Raw genomic sequence first — 21470 nt, 5'->3', positions numbered from 1 at the left:
GCATCCCGGCCCTCGCCGGATGCCGCTCACGCACACGGCAAGTCGCCACGACGCACGCTGCCCGCGCGCCCGCGCGGGTTGATGCTCGCCATCATCGCGCTGCTGCATGCCTACATCGGCTGGCGCTTGCTTACGCCGCTGCCGTTGGCCGTCGGCTGGAAAGTGCTGGGCGGGCTGTGGCTCCTCGCCTCGACCGCGCTGATCCCGCTGGGCCTGATGAGCCGCGCGATCCAGCGCGAGCCCCTGGCCACCCTGCTGACCTGGACCGGCATGACGGCCATCGGCATCTTCTCGACGCTGTTCGTCCTCACAGTGTTGCGCGACATCGTGCTCGGCGTGGCGATGCTCATTTCGGCGCTCGACGCCCAACTCGTCATCCGCTCGGCGGTCATCGTGCTGATGCTCACCGCCGTGGCTACCCTGCTGGGCTTCTACAATGCGCGACGCCTCGCGCGCGTGGTCCACGTCGACGTTCCCATCGCCAACCTGCCACCCGAACTGCATGGGTTCACGATCGTGCAGCTAAGCGACATTCACGTGAGTTCGACGATTCGCCGCAGCTATATCGAAGCCATCGTCGAGGCCACCAACGAGCTATCGCCCGACCTCATCGCCATTACCGGCGATCTGGTCGACGGCGGCGTGCCCGCCTTGCGCGAGCACATCGCACCGCTCGCACAGCTCACGTCGCGCCACGGCACCTACGTGTGCACCGGCAACCACGAGTACTACTCGGGCGCGCCGGCATGGGTCGACGAGTTGCGGCGCATCGGCCTGACGGTGCTCGAGAACGAGCATGTGGTGCTCACTCACGAAGGCGCATCGCTGACGGTGGCGGGCGTGACCGACTTCACGGCGCACCATTTCGACCCGGAAAAGTCGAGTGACCCGGTCGCGGCCGTGGCCGGGGCCCCCGAGGGCGTGCCACGCGTGTTGCTCGCGCACCAGCCGCGCAGCGCCCCGGCGGCGCACGACGCCGGCTTCGATCTGCAACTCTCGGGACACACGCACGGCGGGCAGTTCTGGCCGTGGATGTACTTCGTGCCGCTGCAACAGCCATACGTGCATGGGCTGCACCGGCTGGGTCGTCTGGCAATCTATGTCAGCCGGGGCACGGGCTACTGGGGACCGCCCAAGCGCTTCGGAGCACCGTCTGAGATCACGCGCCTGCGGCTCGTGGTGGGCGAGGCCTGAGCGCACCGGTGCGCCGACTGGCAACGGGGCGGGCAACCGTCGGACGATGGCGCTACAATCGCCCGTTCCTGGAAGGCCCGTCTTTCGAATCCTTGTCGCCGTTTCTCCGCTGCTCGCTGCCATGAAGTCACTCTCGCCCAGTTCCTCGCTCGAAACCGTTGCCGTGCGTTTGCGCGGAAAGCTTCAGGGCGTGGGGTATCGTCAGGCGGCCGTGCGCGAGGGGCATCTGATCGGCGTGCGCGGTTGGGTGCAGGCGCTGCCCGAGGGCGACATCCTGGCGATGGTGCAAGGCACGCCCGATCAGGTCGACAAGATGCTCGAATGGATGCGGCACGGGCCGCCCGGTGCACGCGTGACGGCATTCGAAAGCGAAGTGGAATACACGGGCCGCCGCTTCGACCGTTTCGAACAGCTCTGAGAACGCCAATCCCGCGCCCCGCCAGCTTCGGCCACACCCGGCACGCCGCAAACTCGACGACGCCACTCAGCACGTCGTCGCTCAGCGCTGACGTCGGGCATGCGCGAATGGCCGGCGCTCATGCAGCATGTCCTGCGAGCCATAGGGGGGACACGCCTGGGAACAAGCCGGATAAAAACGCGGGGAGGGGTAATTCGGGAAAATCGTCGGGAAAATCGTCGGGCGACGATTCGGGAGGAATGCCGAAGTGACGGGCAGCGACCAACCGCCGGGTCGCCGCACATCGCTTCCGTGCGCGTCAGGGCGATGCCGCCGACGCGCAAAAGCCAGACGTTTTCGCTGACTTAATTCTTGTGACGGTAGTTGATGCGGCCCTTGCTCAGGTCATAGGGCGACATCTCCAGCGTCACGCGGTCACCCGCGAGAATGCGGATGCGGTTCTTCTGCATACGGCCGCTCGCATACGCCATCACCACCACGCCGTTCTCGAGCGTGACGCGAAAGCGATTGTCCGGCAATACGTCCGAAACGTGTCCGCTGAATTCGATCAGTTCTTCCTTGGCCAATATCGTGTCCTCTTGAGGGTGCCACTCATCAAAGCTTAGCACCGATGTTACTGAAGGTTCGTTCGCCAATACCGTCGCCGCACCCTGGGTACGACCGGGTGCACATCGAACGCCAAAAGGAGCCTACCCGGTGGATCGGCCATGACAGCATGGCGACGCACCGAAACGCGGCGATGGTTCGAAGGAGCAAGGCACATTGCGGCAGTGCCACAATGACGAGCAGTGCGTGTCGGGAGGACGAAGACCGCAGGGTCTGCGTCATCGGCACAGCGAGTGATTCGGCTCGCAGGACATGGCTGTCAGCGACGCCGATAAAGCTTTTCGTGATCGTCAGGCGATGATCGGCGAATTTTCGCCGATCCCGCTAGGATACGCCTTTCTGCGTTGCTCGTGGGAAAAAAATGGCATTGGGGCCGCAATCGGGGGGCTTGGGCCGCGCATTTGTGGCGCAGCGCACCAAAGGAGACCGACTGTAGCGCCCGCGCGGGTCTACCGCGGCCGGATTGACTCGGGGACAACGCGAGCATGACGCGCGGCGCGCCCTCAACTATGCTGTAAGTACCCGCAGCCCGCATGAGGATGACCATGAAAACAGTCGCTCAGATCCTGAAGGCGAAATCGGTCGACACGGTGTACAAGGTGCGCCCGTCCGATTCGGTACTCGATGCCTTGACCCTGATGGCCGAGGCACGCATCGGCGCGGTGCTGGTCAGCGAAGACGGCCGAACGATTGTCGGCATCTTTACCGAGCGCGATTACGCCCGCAAGGTCGCCCTCATGGGGCGCACCTCGGTCAATACGCCGGTGCGTGACGTCATGACCTCGGCGGTACGTTACGTCAGCCCCGAGCAGACCAACGAAGAGTGCATGTCGCTGATGACGGAACATCGCATCCGTCACCTGCCTGTCATGAAAGACGGCGAGCTGGTCGGCCTGCTTTCCATCGGCGACCTGGTCAAGGCCATCATCACGGAACAGCAGTTCACCATCGACCAACTGGAGAATTACATCATGGGGGGAGGCGCCGCAATGGCGGGCCGCACACCATCGCGGCCGAGCTGAGCCGGCGCCCACGGCCGGCACCTCGGTATCTCCCCGCCCTGCGGCAGCGCAATCAGGGATACGGCGCCTCATCCGAGGCGCTGTTTTTTTGGGCACGCCCTCCGTTAAGCGAGACAATGTCCCTGTCCTCTGCATCGCTCTGCGCCATCGCGGGGCATGAAGTCATTACAAACGCTTACCTTTTCTTACAGCATAAAGGTCTGCGGAACCCTACATTCCGCGTCGTGGTCGCAATAGACTCACCACAGGGTGCGCCATGTCACCGCGGACTTCGGTGATGACGCATTTACCTCACGCTCACGAGGACGAACCAAAATGAACATCAAGACACTTACGGGAATCAGCGCGGCACTGGCCGCTCTTATGCTGGCCGGTTGCGTTGCACCGGGCCCGCAGTACGGGTATCAGCAACAGGGCTACCAACAAGGGGGATACCAGCAGGGCTACCAACAGCCGGGGTATCAACCAGGCTATCAGCAGCAGCCGGGCTACCAACAGGGGTATCAGCAACCGCAGCAGCAGCAGATTCCGGGGGCGCTGTATGGCCGCGTCGAATCGATCGAGCAGATGAACGGCGCCAATAACAGCCCGAACATTCTCGGCACGGTGCTTGGCGGCGCAGCGGGCGGCCTGCTCGGCAACACGATGGGCGGCGGGCGCGGGCGCACGGCCACGACCATTGGCGGTGCCTTGATCGGCGCCATCGCGGGCAATCGCATCGAGAACAATATGGGGCAGCCGAACGTGCTGTACCGCATCACCGTACGCCTGGACGACGGTCGCGTGGCGACAGTCACGCAAGCGCCGCCGCTGCGCGTTCAGCAGGGCCAGCGGGCCGCCGTCGCGAACGATACGGTGTATCCGTACTGATCGCAGGCAAGTCGCAAGCACCCCAGCCCCCAAACACAACGCCCGCCGGTGTCATGCCGGCGGGCGTTGTCGATTGGCTGGCTCGCGGCGCTCATTCGGTAGCCCGCGAAGCCATCTCGATCTCACGTCGCACGAGAAACAGCCGCGTGTCGAATTCGAGTTGATGGTACCGAGGCTCCATGAACTCGCACAGGCGGTAGAACGCCTTGTTGTGGTCGCTTTCCTTGAGGTGCGCGAGTTCGTGCACGACGATCATGCGCAGAAACTCAGGCGGGGCGTCGCGAAACAACGAGGCGACCCGAATCTCCTTCTTGGCCTTGAGCTTGCCGCCCTGCACCCGCGAGATGGCCGTGTGCAGCCCCAGCGCGTGATGCACGACATCGATTTTGGCGTCGTAAGCCACCTTGTGGATGGGTGGGGCGCTGCGCAGGCAGTCCTGCTTGATCTGCGCCGTGAATTCATACAGCGCGCGATCCGTCTGCACGGTGTGGCGCGCGGGATAGCGTCGGTCGAGATGCGCGGCCAGTTGGCCCGTCTCGACCAGTTCGCGCACTTGCGCAAGCACGCCCGCCGGATAGACGGCGATGAAGCGCATCGGATCCTTCGGCGCGGGACGCCACGGCGTAAGCACGGCGGTCATCGATGACTCACGCGGCCGAACCGCGCCACCTCATCGGCCCGCACGGCGAATCCCTGGACGAACGGCGCGCACACGCAAGTCCACGCAGCCCGCGCGAGCACTGCGCTCAATGGTGGTGGTGATGCGACCACAGCGGGTCCATCGAGTCGACGAACGACGCCACGGCGCTTTTGTCGCCCGTGGCGTGACGCATCAACTGACCGCACTTGCACCAGCCCTGATACGGCGTGATGTGCGAACACGCGGTCGTCTTTTGCAGATACAGCGTGACCGGCTTGGCGCACTTCGTGCACTTGAACTTGAGAGTGAGGGCGGGTTTGCTCATGAGGAATTCAAGACGGCGCGCACGTCGACATGGCGCGCGCAAGGACGTCATTGTACCGGCAACGCCCGCCGGCCCGCTGACACCGGGCGACGGCTGAGGCCTGCCGCACACGGCTGCGCATGCCGTCATCTCGCCGCCGGGCCGACAGTCCGGCCGTAAACGCAAAAAGCCGGATGTCGTGAAAGACATCCGGCTTCCTTGTGCGATTTGCCGAATCTGACGCCGGCCGGCGTCGATGTAACGAAGTCACACCGCCGCCTTGAGTGGCGTCCCCTAGGGGATTCGAACCCCTGTACTCACCGTGAAAGGGTGATGTCCTAGGCCTCTAGACGAAGGGGACGGAAACCGTCATTCGTTTGGTGGAGGTAAGCGGGATCGAACCGCTGACCTCTTGCATGCCATGCAAGCGCTCTCCCAGCTGAGCTATACCCCCGCGCGAAGAGGCGTGACTATAGCGCATTTGATCTCGGCGGGCAACTGGTCGTCCCGCGCGTGGCGAGCGTCTTCGGCGGATACGGAAGACGTTCGCGCGACGCAGGTAGAATCGCCCGCATGGCGCCCGCCCTGGGCGACGCGTGGCGGATGCGGTCGCAACCGCCGTAGACTCCTGACGGAAGACATCCTCATGAAGAAAGCCGCCGCCCTGGCGCTGATGATCGCCACGAGTTGGGCGCATGCCGAGAAGATCGGCGACGTTGACACCGCATTCAAGCTCGTGGGACCGGATCACAAGATTGTTGTCGATGCCTACGACGACCCGAAGGTGCAGGGGGTGACCTGCTACGTGTCGCGTGCGAAAACCGGCGGCCTGAAGGGGCTGGTCGGGCTTGCGGAAGACAAGGCGGAAGCCTCGATTGCCTGTCGGGCGATCGGGCCAGTGTCGTTCGAGGCGCCGCTGCCGAAGAGGGAAGAAGTCTTCTCGGAAGGCCTGTCTCCCCTCTTCAAGAAGCTGCGCATCGTGCGCATGGTCGACAAAACGCGCAACACACTCGTCTACCTCACTTACTCCGATAAACTCATCGACGGCTCGCCGCAGAACAGCGTGACCGCCGTCCCCGTGGATCGAGCCACGCCGATTCCGGTGAAGTAACCGATCCCGACGAGGCGGCAGCGCGAGTGGCGCGAACAGCACAACCAGCACTACCCGCGCAGCAGGCCGAATCGCTTCAACTTCCGATAAAGCGTATTGCGGCTCACGCCGAGCTTGCGCGCCGCGGCGCTGACCTGTCCCTGGCAGGCGTCCAGCGTCGTGCGCAATGCTTGACGCTCCGCTGCCTCCAGGGGCGCCTCCTCAGGTCGATCCACCGACGGGCGCCCGGGCGCGTCGCGCAATGCGTCCGGCAGGTCGTCGAGCGTGATGACGCCACGCTCGCTAAGCGCGACCAGCGTCCGGATGACGCTGCGCATCTGGCGCACGTTGCCGGGCCACGGGTAAGCGCACAAGCGATCGCGCGCCGCGTCCGTCACACGGATCGGGTCTTGCGGGCACGCCTGCGCCAGCAGCGTCTGCATCACGTCGCGTCTGTCGTCGCGCTCGCGCAGCGGCGGCACGCAGACTTCGAGGCCGCTCAACCGATAGAAAAGGTCCTCACGGAACTGTCGCTCGGCAATCCGCTCGGACAGATCGCGGTGCGTGGCGCTGAGCACCCGAATATCGAGCGGCACCGGCTCGCCGCCGCCCAGTGGCGACACTCGACGATCTTCGAGTACACGCAGCAAACGGGTTTGCATGGCGAACGGCATATCGCCGATTTCATCGAGAAACAGCGTGCCGCCGTTGGCCTGCCATAGCTTGCCGGCCATCCCCTCTTTGCGCGCCCCGGTGAAGCTGCCGCCCACATAGCCGAACAGCTCGCTTTCGATCAGCGATTCGGGAATCGCCGCACAATTGAGCGCCACGAACGGGCCGCTGGCCCGCGCACTCGCCGCATGCACGGCGCGCGCGAAGACTTCCTTGCCACTGCCGGTCTCCCCGCGAATCAGCACCGGAACGTCGTGAGCGAAGACGCGGCACGCACGCGAAAACTCACGCGCCAACACCGCGTCGGCAAACGGCTCGGTCGACACTTCTGCGGGCGCGCTTGCCGAACGCGTCACCCGGCGCACCGCGCGCAACGGCGAGCGCACCATCGCCACCAGCGCCTCGCCCATCTGCGTGCGGATCGGCCAGTAAGCGCTCGGCGTCGGATGCGCTTGCGCGAGCATCGCGTCGAGCGTTTGCGCAAACCATCGATCCACGCGCGTGCCTACCAGCGCGTCGCGTGCCACGCCCAGTCGATTGAGTGCGCTCTGATTCGCGGCGAGGATACGGCCGGCGTCGTCGAAGGCAATCAGCGCCTGCGCGAAGTCGCCCAAGTGATCGGCCGGCTCCTGCAACTGCAGCAGCCACTCGTCGCGGTAGTGCTGGAAGAAGTAGTCGCGCTCCACGACCTTGGCCGACAGATTCACGAGCGCGAGCGTGTGGAACTGGCTTTGCCGCGTCACGTCGGTGCTCGTCGTCGAGACGTCGATGACGGCAAGCAACTCGCCTTGCGGGGCGAAGACGGGACTCGCCGTGCAGGTGAGCGGCGTGTGCAGCGCACGGAAATGATCCTGCTGGCAGATGATGACGGGCGCACGCTCGACCACGCAGGTGCCGATGCCGTTGGTACCTTCGCACGACTCGCTCCAGTCGGCCCCCGGCCACAGGCCTGCGCGGTGGAAGTCGTCGCGCGTGCCGTCATGCAGCCGGGCGTCGACGATCACGCCGTCCGGGGCCGTCAGCAGCACCGCCTGCCCCGGATTCATCAACTGACGCTGCAGACGCTCGAGCACCGGCATGGATACATGGCACAGCCGCTCCATCGCGCTGCGTCGCTCGCGCAATTGCGTCGACGCCAACACGCGCGGCGTCATGCGCGCCCCCGGGTCGAGCGCGTAGGTGTCGAGACATCGACGCCATGAATTGGCGATGTTCGGGTCGGTCGCCGTCGCGAAGGACGTCACATGACCCTGTACGACGTCCAGCACACGGCGCGCGTGCGCGGACTCTGTCTTGGCTGGCATTGGTCGTCTCCCCCGTGCCGGATGATCTCGCAGTCATTCCCGAAGCATGTCCCATGCCGGGGGTGTTTGCAATGCGGTATGTCAATGGGCGGACATCCAGCGATTGTCTGTCATGAGGGCGAGACACCTGTGTCACGGCGCGAGACACACGTGTCTCGGATTCGGCACACCCTGCCCTTTGCCGCGCGCAGGTCAGCCCCGTGGATTGGTGAGCGGCCCCAGGTGGCCCGCGACTTGCTTATTGCCCCCGTGTGGCCACCTTGCCACCGACACGACAATATCCGGAGACACACCATGCAATACGCCCCGCCCGGCACTCCCGGTGCCCTGCTGTCTTTGCAGACGCGTTACGAGAACTACATCGGCGGCAAGTTCGTCCCGCCCGTCGAAGGCCGTTACTTCACCAACACGTCCCCCGTCACCGGCGGTGTTATCGGAGAGTTCCCACGCTCCAACAGCGCAGATATCGAGCTCGCGCTCGATGCGGCACACGCGGCGGCGCCCAAGTGGGGCAAGACGTCGGTGCAAGCGCGCTCGCGCATTCTGTTGCAGATAGCCGACCGGCTCGAAGCGCACCTCGAACGATTCGCCGTGGCGGAGACTTGGGACAACGGCAAGCCGGTGCGCGAGACGCTCGCGGCGGATCTGCCGCTGGCCATCGATCACTTCCGCTACTTCGCCGGTTGCATTCGCGCGCAGGAGGGCACGGCGGCCGAGATCGACGAGCATACGGCTGCGTATCACTTCCATGAGCCGCTGGGCGTCGTCGGTCAGATCATTCCGTGGAATTTCCCGCTGTTGATGGCGGCCTGGAAGCTCGCCCCGGCCCTCGCGGCGGGGAATTGCGTGGTGCTCAAGCCCGCCGAGCAGACGCCGCTCTCGATCACGCTGTTCGCCGAGCTGGTCGGCGATCTGCTGCCGCCCGGCGTGCTCAACATCGTGCAGGGGTTCGGCAAGGAAGCGGGCGAAGCGCTGGCGACGAGCCGTCGCATCGCGAAAATCGCCTTCACCGGGTCGACGCCGGTCGGCGGCCACATTCTGTCGATGGCGGCAGCCAACCTGATTCCGAGCACGGTCGAGTTGGGTGGCAAGTCCCCGAACATCTTCTTCGACGACATCATGCACGGCGAGCCGGCGTTCATCGAGAAGGCGGCCGAAGGTCTGGTGCTGGGCTTCCTGAATCAGGGCGAGGTCTGCACGTGTCCGTCGCGCGCGCTCGTGCAGGAATCGATCTACGAGCCCTTCATGGAAGTGGTGATGGCGCGCGTCGCACGCATCAAGCGCGGCGACCCGCTCGACACCGACACGGCCGTCGGCGCACAGGCGTCGCAGCAGCAGTACGACAAGATCCTCACGTATCTCGATCTCGCCCGCAAGGAAGGCGCACAGGTGTTGACGGGCGGGGGCATCGAAGTGCTGGGCGGTCCGCTGGCGTCGGGCTTCTACATCCAGCCGACGCTGCTCAAGGGCGACAACCGCATGCGTGTGTTCCAGGAAGAGATCTTCGGCCCGGTCGTTGGCGTGACCACGTTCCGGGACGAAGCGCAGGCATTGGCGATCGCGAACGACACCGAGTTCGGGTTGGGCGCCGGGGTCTGGACACGCGACATCAATCGCGCGTATCGCATGGGCCGCGGCATTCAGGCCGGACGCGTGTGGACCAACTGCTACCACCTCTATCCGGCGCACGCCGCCTTCGGCGGGTACAAGAAGTCCGGCATCGGCCGCGAGACGCACAAGATGATGCTCGATCACTATCAGCAAACGAAGAATCTGCTGGTGAGCTACGACGTCAATCCGCTCGGCTTCTTCTGAGCCATCCCGCGAATCGCGCGGATCACGCGATTCGCCGCCGACGTGACTGCCGGTCGAGACGCATCGGGTCACGGCGGCGAGCGCGATGTGCGACGCATGGCGCGCTGCCCCGCGCGCCATGTGACGAACCGGCGGAACAGGCCGGGACCCGAGCGCCGCGGCGCCGGGCGCTCAAGGGATTGCGGGCATCGACGGCGCTGGCAACACGGGGCGTTGGCCGAGATTGTTGCGTGCTAACATTCTCATTTTCGTTGCCAGCCAATAGCTATGAAGCGCGCGGTGAAATCTGAGAGTCCGGGGTCTGTCGCGGCGGCGCCCGCCGCCGACGGCCGGCGCAAGTACGACGCCGAACAGACCAAGCAGAACATTCTGGATATCGCGACGCACGAGTTTTCCACGATGGGTCTGTCGGGCGCGCGAGTCGATGCGATCGCCGAGCGCACGCACACGACCAAGCGCATGATCTATTACTACTTCGAGAGCAAGGAGAAGCTGTATGAAGCCGTGCTCGAGAAGGTGTATAGCGACATCCGCGTACTCGAGCAGGCGCTGAATGTCGACGCCATGGATCCCGCCGAGGGCATGCGCACGCTGGTCGAGTTCGCGTTCGATTATCACGACAAGCATCGCGACTTCGTACGCCTCGTGGCCATCGAAAACATTCATCAGGCGAAGTACGTCGAGCAACTCAAGACGTTCAAGAACCGCAACGCCACCATCATCAACACGCTGGAGTCGTTGCTCGCACGCGGCACGGCGTCCGGCGAGTTTCGCGCGGGCATCGACGCGGTCGACCTGCACCTCATCATCAGCTCGTTCTGCTTCCATCGCATTTCGAACCGCTACACCTGGGCGGCGGCCTTCGGGCGCGATCCGTCTCACGCGCGCCTGCGCACGCAGCATCGCGACACGCTCGTCGACGTCGTGAAGCGTTACGTGGCCGCCTGAGCGTCGCTATCGCGCGCGCACTGCGGCTCGCACCACTTGCATCATTCGCCCCCATCGCGCCAATCACACATCGTTAATCGCACAATCGCTCGATTCGATCCGTTGTCGAGCGCATGCGACACGCCCCGGACGCCTTGACGGCGTGCCGGGGCGTTTCCATTGACGTGCGACGTCGATCAGCTTGCCAGGTCGATCCGCTTGATGTCCCCCACCACGAAGATGTAGGACAGCGCGCCGATGATCGCGATGGCGCCGATGAGCGTGAGCGCCCAGACGAACGAGCCGGTCGCGGCGACGATGAAGCCGATTACGAGCGGCGTCACGATACCGGCGAGGTTCGCCGCGAAGTTGAAGATGCCGCCCGTCAGGCCCAGCAGGTGCTTCGGCGCGATGTCCGAGACCAGCGTCCAGCCCAGCGCCGCCATGCCCTGCGCGAAGAACGCCACCGACAGGATCGCGATGACAACGGCATTGTTATCGACATAGTTCGCCGCCACGATGCTCGACGCGCCCAGCAACCCTGCGATGATCGGCAGCTTGCGAGCCACGTTGGCCGAGAGGCCACGACGCAGCAACCAATCAGACAGCGACCCGCCGAACATCACCCCGATCGATGCCGCGATAAACGGCAGGATCGCGAAGAAGCCGATCTTGAGCCAGCCCATGTGACGCTCGGTTGCGAGGTACGTCGGGAACCAGGTGAGGAAGAACACCAGCGTCGAGTTGCCCGCGAACTGGCCGATGCAGATGCCGAGCAACTGGCGGCGACGGATCAACTGACCGACCGTCTTCCAACTGAACGGCTGGCGCTCGACGGCCGCCGCCGGGGTGGCCGCTTCATCACCGCGAATGTAGGCCAGCTCGGCGGCGTTGGCCCCCGGGTGATCCTGCGGTTCACGGTAGAAACGCCACCACACCAGCCCGAACAACACCCCCGCCACACCGACGGTGATGAACAGCACGCGCCAGCCGAAGGCCCCTGTGATCGCGAAGAGCACCGGCGAGAAGAACGCCAGGCCGATGTATTCGCCAACGGTATAGGTGCCGGTCGCCATCGCGCGCTCGGTCTGCGGAAACCACGTGGCAACGACGCGGCTGTTGACCGGGAAGCAAGGCGCTTCGACCAGCCCCAGCCCGAGCCGGCAGGCAATCAGCCCCGACAACCCGGTGACGAGACCGTGCGCGAGCGTGCAGATCGACCAGAGCGTCATCGCCAGGTAGTACGTGAGCTTGCTGCCGAAGCGGTCGAGGAACATGCCGCCCGGTACCTGCGCGAGCACATAACTCCACGAGAACATCGAGAACACGATGCCCATGACGGCGGCGGACAGCCCCAGCTCCTTGGTCAACTGCGGTGCGGCAACGCCCAGCACCGTGCGATCGAGGTAATTGATCATGGTGCCGATCGCCAGCAGCGCGAGAATCTTGTAGCGCGCGTTGGTTCGCTTCGTACCGGCCGCCACGTTCGTGACGCCCTTTGCTCGTGCTTCTACGCCGTGAGATCCGGCGCCTTGTGATGGGTAAGACATGTCTCCTCCTTGGGAAAGGGTATCAGCTCGACAGCAGGCTTCGGAAGTGGCTGAGCATGCGATCGGGATCCGGTGCCATACGCGTAAATATCTGGTAGGCATCCACCGCCTGGAACACGGCCATGCCGCCGCCGTTGAGCGTGCGGCAGCCCAGCGATCGGGCGGTACGGATCAGTTCGGTTTCCAGCGGGAAATACACGACGTCGGCCACCCACATCGAGGCGCGCAGTAACGCTGCCGGAATCGGCATGCCCGGCAGCTTGGTCATGCCGGTGGGGGTCGCGTGGATCACGCCGTCGGCCGCGTCCAGCGCCTGCGCAATGCTGGTGACGGCCAGCACGCGCGCCTGCGGGAAGCGACCCGCGAGATCCTGCGCGAGGTGGTTGGCCTTGGCGGCATCCACATCGAACACGCGCAGTTCCTGCGCACCAAGCTTCATGGCGGCATGACCGACGGCGCAGCCCGCGCCCCCGGCGCCGATCAGCGCCACGCGCGCCATCGCCACGTCGCCCGGCATGCCGTCGCGGAATGCGCGGTAGAAGCCGGACCAGTCGGTGTTGTGGCCGATCCGACGCCCACCGCGCAGCACCACGGTGTTCACGGCGCCGAGGGCTTTTGCATCCTCGGACAGCTCGTCGAGCTGCGCGATGATGGCCTGCTTGTACGGGTACGTGACGTTGAAGCCGTCGTAGCCCGCCGCCTCCAGCGCCTTCACCGTGGCCGGCAGGTCCGCAGCGCCGCGCCCGAGTTCCGCCATATCGATACGGCGATAAACATACGACACGCCCATGCGGCGCGCCTCCTCCTCATGCATGGCCGGGGACATCGAGGCACCGATGCCGTCGCCGATGAGGCCGATGAGCCACGACTTCGGCTCGACACGCAGATCGTTCTTCATACTCACTCCGTCGCGTCGCCCAGCAGCTTGGCCAGGTAGCGCAGGCCATACTCGTAACCGTCGGAGCCCGCGCCGCAAATCACGCAGCGCGCCACGGCGGACACATAGGAATGATGGCGAAACGCCTCGCGCTGGTGCACGTTCGAGAGATGCACCTCCACGACCGGCAAATCGCATGCGCGCAACGCGTCGCCAATGGCGACTGACGTATGCGTATAGGCCGCGGGGTTGATCACAATGCCGTGCGCTTCGGCACGCGTCTGATGAATCCAGTCGATGATCTGGTGCTCGGCGTTCGATTGATGGAAACGAATGTCCACGCCCAGTGCGTCGCCCACACGACGGCATTTCGCCTCGATATCGGCAAGCGTCTCCGCGCCGTAGATGGTCGGCTCTCGCGTTCCCAACAAATTCAGATTCGGCCCGTTCAGCACCCACACCGACGGCCTCGTTCGATTCGACATCCCTTCACTCCTCTTCACGTTACCTGCTGGCGCGACACCCTCCGGTACGCAGGGGAGACTCGGAACGGGTCGCCATTCGGGCGACACAGTACCGATTCACGCTCATCAGGCCACCGATTCTGAGAACAAAAACGTCGGGCGTCATTTGGGGTTAACTATAATTTTAACCATCTAGTTAGTTACTATAATTTGCGCAACAACCGTTGTTCTACTTGAATTACTTTTAGTTATGCGTGATCTAACTGGTTTGTATAACCATTCATTGATCGTCGAATCGCGTAGCTTTCAGCCCCGTCATGGGGCGATCGGACCGCACCTCGCATGAAGACGTCCATTGCCACCGTATCGCTGTCGGGCATGCTTCCGAGCAAGCTGACGGCCATTGCCTCCGCCGGCTTCGACGGCTTCGAGCTGTTCGAGAACGATCTGCTGTACTTCGACGGTGCGCCCAAGACGGTGCGCTCGATGGCCACCGATCTCGGGCTGGCGATCTATCTGTATCAGCCGTTTCGCGACTTCGAAGGCGTCTCACCGGCCCAGTTGGATCAGAACCTCGAACGGGCGCGGCGCAAGTTCGACGTGATGCACGCGCTCGGGGTCGACACGATGCTGGTGTGCAGCAATGTGTCGTCCAACGTGATTCGGGACGATCGCCTGGCGATCGATCAGCTGGGCGCGCTCGCGGAACTCGCCCGTCAGGCCGGCGTCGTCATTGCCTACGAGGCGCTCGCCTGGGGCGCGCATGTCAACTCGTATCGCCACGCGTGGCAGTACGTGAAGGCGGTGAACAGCCCGCACCTCGGGCTCGGACTCGACAGCTTCCATACCCTGTCCATCGGCGACGATCTCACCGAGCTGGCGTCGATCCCCGGCGAGAAGCTGGCCTTCCTGCAGGTCGCCGATGCGCCGCTGCGCAAGATGGACGTCCTCGAATGGAGCCGCCATTACCGCTGCTTCCCCGGCCAGGGCGATCTCGACGTGACGCGCTTCGTCGCCACCGCGCTGGCCGCAGGCTATCGCGGTCCGTTGTCGCTGGAGATTTTCAATGACGGCTTCCGGGCCGCCCCGGCCGACTCGACCGCCAAGGATGGCATTCGCTCGCTGCGCTCTCTCGAATCCCAGGTGCGCGATGTGCTGGTCGACGACAAGGCGGCGCGCGGACTCGACACGCTCACGAGCCTGCCCCCGGCACCAGCGGCCATCGACCTTCAGTTCCTGGAATTCGCGGTGGATGCAAACGCACGCGTCACGCTCACGACGTGGCTCGAAAAGCTCGGCTTTCTGCGCATGGGCCGTCATCGTTCCAAGGACGTCACGCTGTTTCAGCATGGCCGCGCCTCCATCATCCTCAACGCCGAGCCCGATTCGTTCGCCAGTGCGTTCTTCATGCACCACGGCGTATCGCTGTGCGCATCGGCCTTTCGCGTGCCGTCCGCCAACGACACCGTGACGCGTGCGTCGCAAGTCGGTTACGCGCGCTTCGAAGGACGCGTAGGGCCGAACGAGCGCAATGTGCCCGCCGTGCTCGCGCCGGACCAGAGTCTGTTCTATCTCGTCGACGAGTTGCCCAACGCGCCGACACTGTTCGAGTCCGACTTCCACCTCACGGACATCGACGGGCCGACCCAGACTGGGCCGATCACCGCGGTCGATCACGTGGCACTGTCGGTGCCGGGCGGCTCGCTCGAACGTTGGGCGCTGTTCTTCCGGTCGGTGTTCGGATTCCAGGCGGAGCACAGCGTCGTCTTGCACGATCCTTACGGGCAGATTCAGAGCCAGGCGATCCGCAGCCATGACGGATCGGTGCGCATCGTGCTCAACGCGTCGGTCGATCCGCGCACGATCCACTCGGAGACGATTTCGGCCTACAAGGGATCCGGGCTGAACCACGTGGCGTTCCGTACCGACGACATCACCCTGGCAGTTCGTCGACTGGAGGGCGACGGCGTGCCGATCCTGCGAATTCCGCAAAGCTATTACAACGACATTGCCGCGCGCTTCGGCCTGAACGAGGCGTTCGTCGACACCCTGCGCAAGCACAACATTCTGTACGACCGCGATGCGAGCGGCGGCGAGTTCCTGCACGCCTATACGGCGCAGGTCGATCACCGGTTCTTCTTCGAATTGGTCGAGCGGCGCGGCGGCTATGACGGCTACGGCGCGCCCAATGCGTCCGTGCGCCTGGCCGCGCAGTCGGCACTGCGTAGCTGAGCGCGGCGTCGCGCAATCACCGAGTTTCAGAAAAACAAGCACCACCCACGTCAATCACCAAGAAGGAGACACACATGAGGAATGCACGTCTGTGCAGGCGCGCGGTCGCACTCGCGGCCGGGATGACGATTGCCGGCGCGGCCGCCGCGCAATCGAACGTCACGCTTTACGGGATGGTCGACAGCGCGATCACCTACGTAAACAACCAGAACGGCGCGTCGAACGTCTATCTGCGGCAGGGCAATCTTTATGCGTCGAAGTGGGGCCTGCGCGGACGCGAGGATCTGGGGGGCGGCACTGCGGCGATTTTCGACGTGCAGGCCGGCTTCGACCTGAATACAGGTGCAGCCGCGAGCGCCGGTCAGTTGTTCAATCGCCAGGCATTCGTCGGCCTGCAGGACAACAAGTTCGGCACGGCGACGATCGGTCGTCAATACACCCCGTACTACCAGTTCGTCGGACCGCTCACCGGCAGCAGCCTGCTGACGGGCGCCACCGGCGCGCATCCGGGCGACATCGACGGCCTCGACACGACGATCCGCATCAACAACTCGATTGTCTACACGACGCCAACGTATGCGGGCCTGCAAGCCAGCGTGATGTATGCGTTCGGCGGCCAGGCGGGCAGCACGGGCAAGGGCAGCACGATCAGCGCGGCCTTGCGTTACGACAATGGGCCGGTGTCTCTCGGTGCGGGGTATTTGCGCCTGAACAATGCGGCCACGACGACCGGGTTCGACAGTGCGTCGACGGGGTCGTTCGGCACGTCCGTGTTGAACCAGGGATATGTCAGCGCGCGGGCATTGGAGCAGTGGGCGGCGGCGGGCAACTACTCGTTCGGCAACTTCGTTCTTGGCGCGAACGTCTCGCACGTGACATATCTGCCGGGCAGCCGTTCGGTCTTCGCCGACTCGGCGATCTTCAATACGGTGGGCGTGCTGGGCGTGTACAAGCTCACGCCGGCCTTCGATGTCGGCGCCGGCTATTCGTACACCGCCGCAACGAGCGCGAACGGCGTGACCGACAGCGCGCGTTATCATCAGTTTTCGCTGCGTGAGTATTACCGGCTGTCGAAGCGCACCGTGCTGTATGCGCTTCAGGCCTACCAGCACGCGAGCGGGCAGACGCTGGGCAAGAACGGGGCGGGGAACATCATCGCCGCGTCGCCGGCCGTCGGCGACTCGCAGAACCTGACCGGGTCGAGCACGTCTGGCCAGTTCGTCGGCATGCTGGGCATGGCCGTCATTTTCTGATCGTAGCGCAACGTCCCCTGCGATACGTTGGAACCGCCTCCCCGCCGGCAGCGATGTCGGCGGGATTGGCGCGCTGCCGTGCGATGAACCCGCGTCGGCACCCGATCCGCCGAATGACCGCTACCGGGTCAGATCGACTACGCGGCGATATCGAGGAGCGCCATCTTTTTGTACAGCGTGGCGCGCCCGATACCCAATCGTGCGGCAGCCTCGGCGACCCGCCCGCCCGCGGCACGCACCGCGTCAATCAACAACTGACGCTCGAACGCCTTCATCGCCTCGTCGTATCGCGGCACCTCAGCCGAGCCCGGTTCGCCGTTCGTTTGACCGACGACCGCCTCCGCGTCAGCCGCTTCCCCGTCGGCATCACCTTGCGCGCCGACGCCGTCGCCAATGAAGCGAGCCAACGAACGCGCGTCGATGCGCCCACTCTCCGAGAGCAATGCCACGCGCTCAAGCGTGTTGTGCAGTTCGCGGACATTCCCCGGCCAGCGATAGGCCTTGAGTCGCCCGATGGCGTCTTCGTTCAACTCCAGATGCCCCGCATCGCGTCGCGAACTCAGTTTGTCCAGAATCGCGTATGACATGGCCTCGATATCCGACGCACGCTCGCGCAGCGGCGGAACCCGAATCATCAACACGTTGAGGCGATAGTACAGATCGGCCCGGAACTTCCCTTGCGCGACCAGGTTCGGCAAATCCGCCGACGTGGCGGCGATGATGCGCACATCCGTCTGGACGACACGGTTCGACCCTATCGGCTCGAATTCGCGCTCCTGCAAGACCCGCAGCAGTTTGCCTTGCAGCGCTAACGGCATGTCGCCGATTTCATCAAGGAAGAGCGTTCCGCCGTGCGCCAACTCAAACTTACCGGTTCGGCCTTTACGGTCCGCGCCGGTATAGGCACCGGCCGCCGCACCGAAGAACTCCACTTCAAGCAGTGCATCGGGAATTGCGGCGACGTTGACCGTGACCAGCGGCTTGTCCGCGCGCGCGGATTCGCCGTGAATCGCATGGGCCAGCAACTCCTTGCCGGTCCCCGTTTCCCCGAGCAGCAACACCGGCGAATCGAGCTGCGCGGCGCGACGCCCGAGGCGCTTGGTCTCCAGGCTTGCCGCACTGGTGCCGACAAAACTCGAAAAGCTGTACTTCGCCCGCCGCGCCTGCGCCAGCGATTGGCGAGTCGCAAGGAGCTCCGACTGCAGTCGCGAGTATTTGCTGAACATCGGCGTCAGCGCCCTCAGTTCGTCGAACAGTGCGAACCCCACTGCACCAATGGTTCCCCCCTGCGCGTCGCGGATGGGAAGGCGCGTGACCACCAGCGGCTCCTGCCCGGTCTCGAGAATATCGAGCAGGATTGGCCTGCCCGTCGTCACGACTTCGCGCATCAGGCTATTGGGAATCACGGTTTCGCAATCGAGTCCGATCACTTCGTCCGGATTGGTGAACCCGAACCGAGCCGCGTAACTTCGATTGATCCAGACAATCCGCGCGTCGCTGTCGACGACGACGGTGCCTTCGCTGGAATTGTCCAACGTCTCGAACAGCGACTGCATGGCTTGCTTGCGAACGAATCCGTAATCGGAAAGCAAACCACGCTCCTTGCCGACCACCAAGGTGTCCGGTTTTTTGATTTTACTCATCTCGAAATCGTCGTTTGTCCATATTTCGAGACGATTATTCCACAAATAGAGACACCGGTTGTATCCGTGAGAACGCCTTCTTGCCGGTCATAGTGGGCAATCTTCAGCCGTGATTGGGCGAACCATCGTCACCATCCGTCTCAAAATCGAGACAATCCAACGCCATTTCAACGCACTGCATCGGTCGATCCCTTGCGCAACATGAGATGTGACTTACCTGAGTCCTTCCCGATCAAGGACTTAAGCGACGAAGGCGCGATTATTGCTTAAGCGGCTTCCGATCGTAAGAACTTCAGCCCGCACAACCGCGTGCGGGCAAACATACCGGAGACAAAATGTCGTTTCTCATCGTGCTCGCCGCATTGGCGTTTTTGATGTTTGTTGCGTATCGGGGCTATAGCGTCATTCTTTTTGCCCCGATCGCGGCGCTGGGTGCTGTGCTGCTGATCCAGCCTGACGCCGTTGCGCCCGTCTTTTCCGGCATCTTCATGGAAAAGCTGGTCGGCTTCGTCAAGCTCTACCTGCCGGTATTTCTGCTCGGGGCCGTATTCGGCAAGGTCATCGAACTCTCGGGGTTCTCCGAGTCCATTGTTGCCGCTGCGATCAAGTACATCGGCCGCACACGGGCAAACGCCGTGATCGTCGCGGTGTGTGCGCTGCTCACCTATGGCGGCGTCTCCTTGTTCGTCGTGGTATTTGCTGTGTATCCGTTTGCCGCCGAACTCTATCGGCAGAGCAATATTCCCAAGCGCCTGATGCCCGGTGCCATTGCGCTGGGGGCCTTCAGCTTCACGATGGATTCGCTGCCGGGCACGCCGCAGATCCAGAACATCATCCCGACCACGTTCTTCAAGACCACGGCCTGGGCAGCGCCTGTGCTGGGGGTTGCCGGGGCGGTCTTCATCGTCGTGGTCGGCCTGAGCTACCTCGAGTGGCGTCGCCGCGTTGCCGCGGCAAACGGCGAAGGCTACGGCAATTCGCTGCACAACGAACCCGAGCGCGTGAACGCCGAGAACCTGCCCAATCCCATTCTGGCCATTACGCCGTTGGTCCTGGTGGGCGTGGTCAATTACGCGCTCACGAAGGCGATTCCGCATTGGTACGGCGATCACTTTGATGTGACCCCGGACATTCTTCCCGGCATTCATGCCCCGCTGACGATATCGATCAAGGGCGTGGTCGCGATCTGGGCTGTCGAAGGCGCGCTGCTCACCGGCATCCTGCTCGTGCTGCTGACGGCGTTCGGCAAGGTTCGCCACCACTTCGCGAACGGCACCAAGGCCGCCGTGTCCGGCGCCTTGCTCGCCACGCTCAACACGGCGTCGGAATATGGGTTCGGGGGCGTCATTGCCGCGCTGCCCGGCTTCCTGGTGGTCGCCAATGCGCTCAAGGGCATCCCCAACCCGCTCGTCAATGCGGCGGTGTCCGTCTCGACGCTCGCGGGGATTACGGGCTCGGCCTCCGGTGGCATGAGCATTGCGCTCGCGGCCATGTCCGACACCTTCATCAAGGCGGCGCAGACGATGCACATCCCGCTCGAAGTGCTGCATCGCGTGGTGGCGATGGCCAGCGGCGGCATGGACACGCTGCCGCACAACGGCGCCGTCATCACCCTGCTCGCCGTCACCGGACTGACGCATCGCGAGTCGTATCGGGACATCTTCGCGGTGACGTGCATCAAGACGATGGCTGTGTTCTTTGTGATCGCGCTCTATTACACGACGGGATTGGTGTGAACGATGGATTCCATGACGACGCTCAACGATAAAACCGCGCTTGTTACTGGCTCGACCAGTGGCATTGGCCTGGGTATCGCACGGGCGCTGGCACATGCCGGCGCCAATCTCATCCTCAACGGCTTCGGCGATGTGGATGCCGCCATCTCGACGATCGCATCGGAGGGTGCCGAGGTCATGCACCATCCGGCCGACATGCGTAGCGCCGAAGCCATCGAGGCCATGTTCGCCGCGGCGCAGGATCGCTTCGGTACGGTGGACATTGTCGTCAACAACGCCGGCATTCAGCACGTGGCGCCCATCGAGACGTTCGACCTCGGCCAATGGGACGACATCATCGCCATTAACCTGAGTTCGGCATTTCACACGACCCGCCTCGCGCTACCGGGCATGCGCGCGCGCAATTGGGGCCGCATCATCAACATTGCCTCGGTGCACGGCCTCGTTGGCTCGGCGGGCAAGTCGGCCTATGTGGCTGCCAAGCACGGATTGGTGGGGCTGACGAAAGTCACGGCGCTGGAAACCGCGCGCACGGGTGTGACATGCAATGCCATCTGCCCGGGATTCGTATTGACGCCGCTGGTGCAAAAGCAGATCGACGATCTGGCGCAGCGAGACGGCCTTTCGCCGGACGACGCACGCGCTCGCCTGCTGGGGGAAAAGCAGCCGTCCGGCCAGTTCGTTTCGCCCGAGGCACTTGGCAACCTTGCCTTGATGCTCTGTTCGCCACTGGCATCCGAGGTGCGTGGTGCCACATGGGCCGCCGACGGTGGCTGGACTGCTCAGTAAGCCTGACCGGTGGTACGGGTCCTCGCAAATCGAGAGGCGCGACGGGCCCGTACATGCCATGGCG

19 protein-coding genes and 2 tRNA genes are annotated in these 21470 nt (G+C 64.0%); 11 read left to right on the top strand and 10 right to left on the bottom strand.

Annotation, left to right across the window (positions count from 1 at the left end; all coding sequences use genetic code 11):
* Positions 1-81: 81 nt before the first annotated feature.
* Both PEP31012_RS16515 and PEP31012_RS16510 read left to right on the top strand, forming a co-directional pair.
* Positions 82-1194, top strand: coding sequence for a metallophosphoesterase (locus PEP31012_RS16515; protein WP_150590446.1), 1113 nt, complete (start codon positions 82-84; stop codon positions 1192-1194).
* 121 nt (positions 1195-1315) lie between these two features.
* Positions 1316-1612, top strand: coding sequence for an acylphosphatase (locus PEP31012_RS16510; protein WP_150590393.1), 297 nt, complete (start codon positions 1316-1318; stop codon positions 1610-1612).
* Between the two features lie 344 nt (positions 1613-1956).
* Here the strand turns inward: PEP31012_RS16510 and infA are convergent, their stop codons facing one another.
* Positions 1957-2178, bottom strand: coding sequence for a translation initiation factor IF-1 (infA, locus tag PEP31012_RS16505; RefSeq protein WP_017234638.1), 222 nt, complete (start codon positions 2176-2178; stop codon positions 1957-1959).
* Between the two features lie 585 nt (positions 2179-2763).
* Here infA and PEP31012_RS16500 point away from each other — a divergent pair.
* Both PEP31012_RS16500 and PEP31012_RS16495 read left to right on the top strand, forming a co-directional pair.
* Positions 2764-3240, top strand: coding sequence for a CBS domain-containing protein (locus PEP31012_RS16500; RefSeq protein WP_150590392.1), 477 nt, complete (start codon positions 2764-2766; stop codon positions 3238-3240).
* 315 nt (positions 3241-3555) lie between these two features.
* On the top strand, positions 3556-4110 hold the full coding sequence (locus PEP31012_RS16495; protein ID WP_150590391.1) for an outer membrane lipoprotein: 555 nt from the start codon (positions 3556-3558) through the stop codon (positions 4108-4110).
* Positions 4111-4201: 91 nt separating this feature from the next.
* Here PEP31012_RS16495 and PEP31012_RS16490 read toward each other — a convergent pair whose 3' ends face one another.
* The 4 genes from PEP31012_RS16490 to PEP31012_RS16475 form a co-directional block, all read right to left on the bottom strand.
* Complete coding sequence (locus PEP31012_RS16490) at positions 4202-4705, bottom strand: M48 metallopeptidase family protein (protein WP_174978268.1); 504 nt, start codon at positions 4703-4705, stop codon at positions 4202-4204.
* Positions 4706-4856: 151 nt separating this feature from the next.
* On the bottom strand, positions 4857-5075 hold the full coding sequence (locus tag PEP31012_RS16485) for a hypothetical protein (protein WP_130027334.1): 219 nt from the start codon (positions 5073-5075) through the stop codon (positions 4857-4859).
* A gap of 264 nt (positions 5076-5339) precedes the next feature.
* A tRNA-Glu gene (locus PEP31012_RS16480) sits at positions 5340-5415 on the bottom strand.
* 17 nt (positions 5416-5432) lie between these two features.
* A tRNA-Ala gene (locus PEP31012_RS16475) sits at positions 5433-5508 on the bottom strand.
* A gap of 192 nt (positions 5509-5700) precedes the next feature.
* Here PEP31012_RS16475 and PEP31012_RS16470 point away from each other — a divergent pair.
* Positions 5701-6165 (top strand): CreA family protein, encoded by a 465-nt coding sequence (locus PEP31012_RS16470; RefSeq protein WP_150590389.1) that lies wholly within the window; start codon positions 5701-5703, stop codon positions 6163-6165.
* Positions 6166-6215: 50 nt separating this feature from the next.
* Here PEP31012_RS16470 and PEP31012_RS16465 read toward each other — a convergent pair whose 3' ends face one another.
* On the bottom strand, positions 6216-8120 hold the full coding sequence (locus PEP31012_RS16465) for a sigma-54-dependent Fis family transcriptional regulator (RefSeq protein WP_150590388.1): 1905 nt from the start codon (positions 8118-8120) through the stop codon (positions 6216-6218).
* Positions 8121-8414: 294 nt separating this feature from the next.
* On the opposite strand from PEP31012_RS16465, the gene exaC reads away from it, so the two are divergent.
* The gene (gene exaC / locus PEP31012_RS16460) at positions 8415-9935 is read left to right on the top strand and encodes an acetaldehyde dehydrogenase ExaC (RefSeq protein ID WP_150590387.1); all 1521 of its coding nucleotides are present in this window, start codon (positions 8415-8417) and stop codon (positions 9933-9935) included.
* Between the two features lie 267 nt (positions 9936-10202).
* A complete protein-coding gene (locus tag PEP31012_RS16455) occupies positions 10203-10883 on the top strand; it encodes a TetR/AcrR family transcriptional regulator (protein ID WP_150590386.1) in 681 nt (226 codons plus the stop codon).
* Between the two features lie 176 nt (positions 10884-11059).
* Here the strand turns inward: PEP31012_RS16455 and PEP31012_RS16450 are convergent, their stop codons facing one another.
* Genes PEP31012_RS16450 through aroQ form a run of 3 tightly spaced genes read right to left on the bottom strand, consistent with a single transcriptional unit; the run spans position 11060 to position 13774 of the window.
* Positions 11060-12412: an MFS transporter gene (locus PEP31012_RS16450; RefSeq protein WP_246171338.1), complete on the bottom strand. Its 1353-nt coding sequence runs from the start codon at positions 12410-12412 to the stop codon at positions 11060-11062.
* A gap of 22 nt (positions 12413-12434) precedes the next feature.
* Positions 12435-13310, bottom strand: coding sequence for a shikimate dehydrogenase (locus tag PEP31012_RS16445; protein ID WP_150590385.1), 876 nt, complete (start codon positions 13308-13310; stop codon positions 12435-12437).
* A 2-nt stretch (positions 13311-13312) separates the two neighbouring features.
* The gene (aroQ, locus tag PEP31012_RS16440; protein WP_150590384.1) at positions 13313-13774 is read right to left on the bottom strand and encodes a type II 3-dehydroquinate dehydratase; all 462 of its coding nucleotides are present in this window, start codon (positions 13772-13774) and stop codon (positions 13313-13315) included.
* A gap of 321 nt (positions 13775-14095) precedes the next feature.
* Between aroQ and PEP31012_RS16435 the strand changes: the two genes are divergently transcribed.
* Both PEP31012_RS16435 and PEP31012_RS16430 read left to right on the top strand, forming a co-directional pair.
* Positions 14096-15985 (top strand): bifunctional sugar phosphate isomerase/epimerase/4-hydroxyphenylpyruvate dioxygenase family protein, encoded by a 1890-nt coding sequence (locus tag PEP31012_RS16435; protein WP_150590383.1) that lies wholly within the window; start codon positions 14096-14098, stop codon positions 15983-15985.
* A 74-nt stretch (positions 15986-16059) separates the two neighbouring features.
* Positions 16060-17238 (top strand): porin, encoded by a 1179-nt coding sequence (locus PEP31012_RS16430; RefSeq protein ID WP_150590382.1) that lies wholly within the window; start codon positions 16060-16062, stop codon positions 17236-17238.
* Positions 17239-17375: 137 nt separating this feature from the next.
* Here the strand turns inward: PEP31012_RS16430 and PEP31012_RS16425 are convergent, their stop codons facing one another.
* Positions 17376-18881 (bottom strand): sigma-54 interaction domain-containing protein, encoded by a 1506-nt coding sequence (locus PEP31012_RS16425; RefSeq protein WP_150590381.1) that lies wholly within the window; start codon positions 18879-18881, stop codon positions 17376-17378.
* A gap of 335 nt (positions 18882-19216) precedes the next feature.
* Between PEP31012_RS16425 and PEP31012_RS16420 the strand changes: the two genes are divergently transcribed.
* Together PEP31012_RS16420 and PEP31012_RS16415 are read left to right on the top strand one after the other, a co-directional pair.
* Positions 19217-20617, top strand: a complete 1401-nt coding sequence (locus PEP31012_RS16420; protein WP_150590380.1) for a GntP family permease — start codon at positions 19217-19219, stop codon at positions 20615-20617.
* A gap of 12 nt (positions 20618-20629) precedes the next feature.
* A complete protein-coding gene (locus PEP31012_RS16415; protein ID WP_150590444.1) occupies positions 20630-21406 on the top strand; it encodes a 3-hydroxybutyrate dehydrogenase in 777 nt (258 codons plus the stop codon).
* Positions 21407-21470: the final 64 nt, after the last annotated feature.

It is taken from the genome of Pandoraea eparura, from assembly GCF_902459725.1.
GTDB lineage: Bacteria > Pseudomonadota > Gammaproteobacteria > Burkholderiales > Burkholderiaceae > Pandoraea > Pandoraea eparura.
The sequence above is the reverse complement of the archived record's forward strand: the minus strand, read 5'-3'. Positions and strand labels throughout refer to the sequence as shown.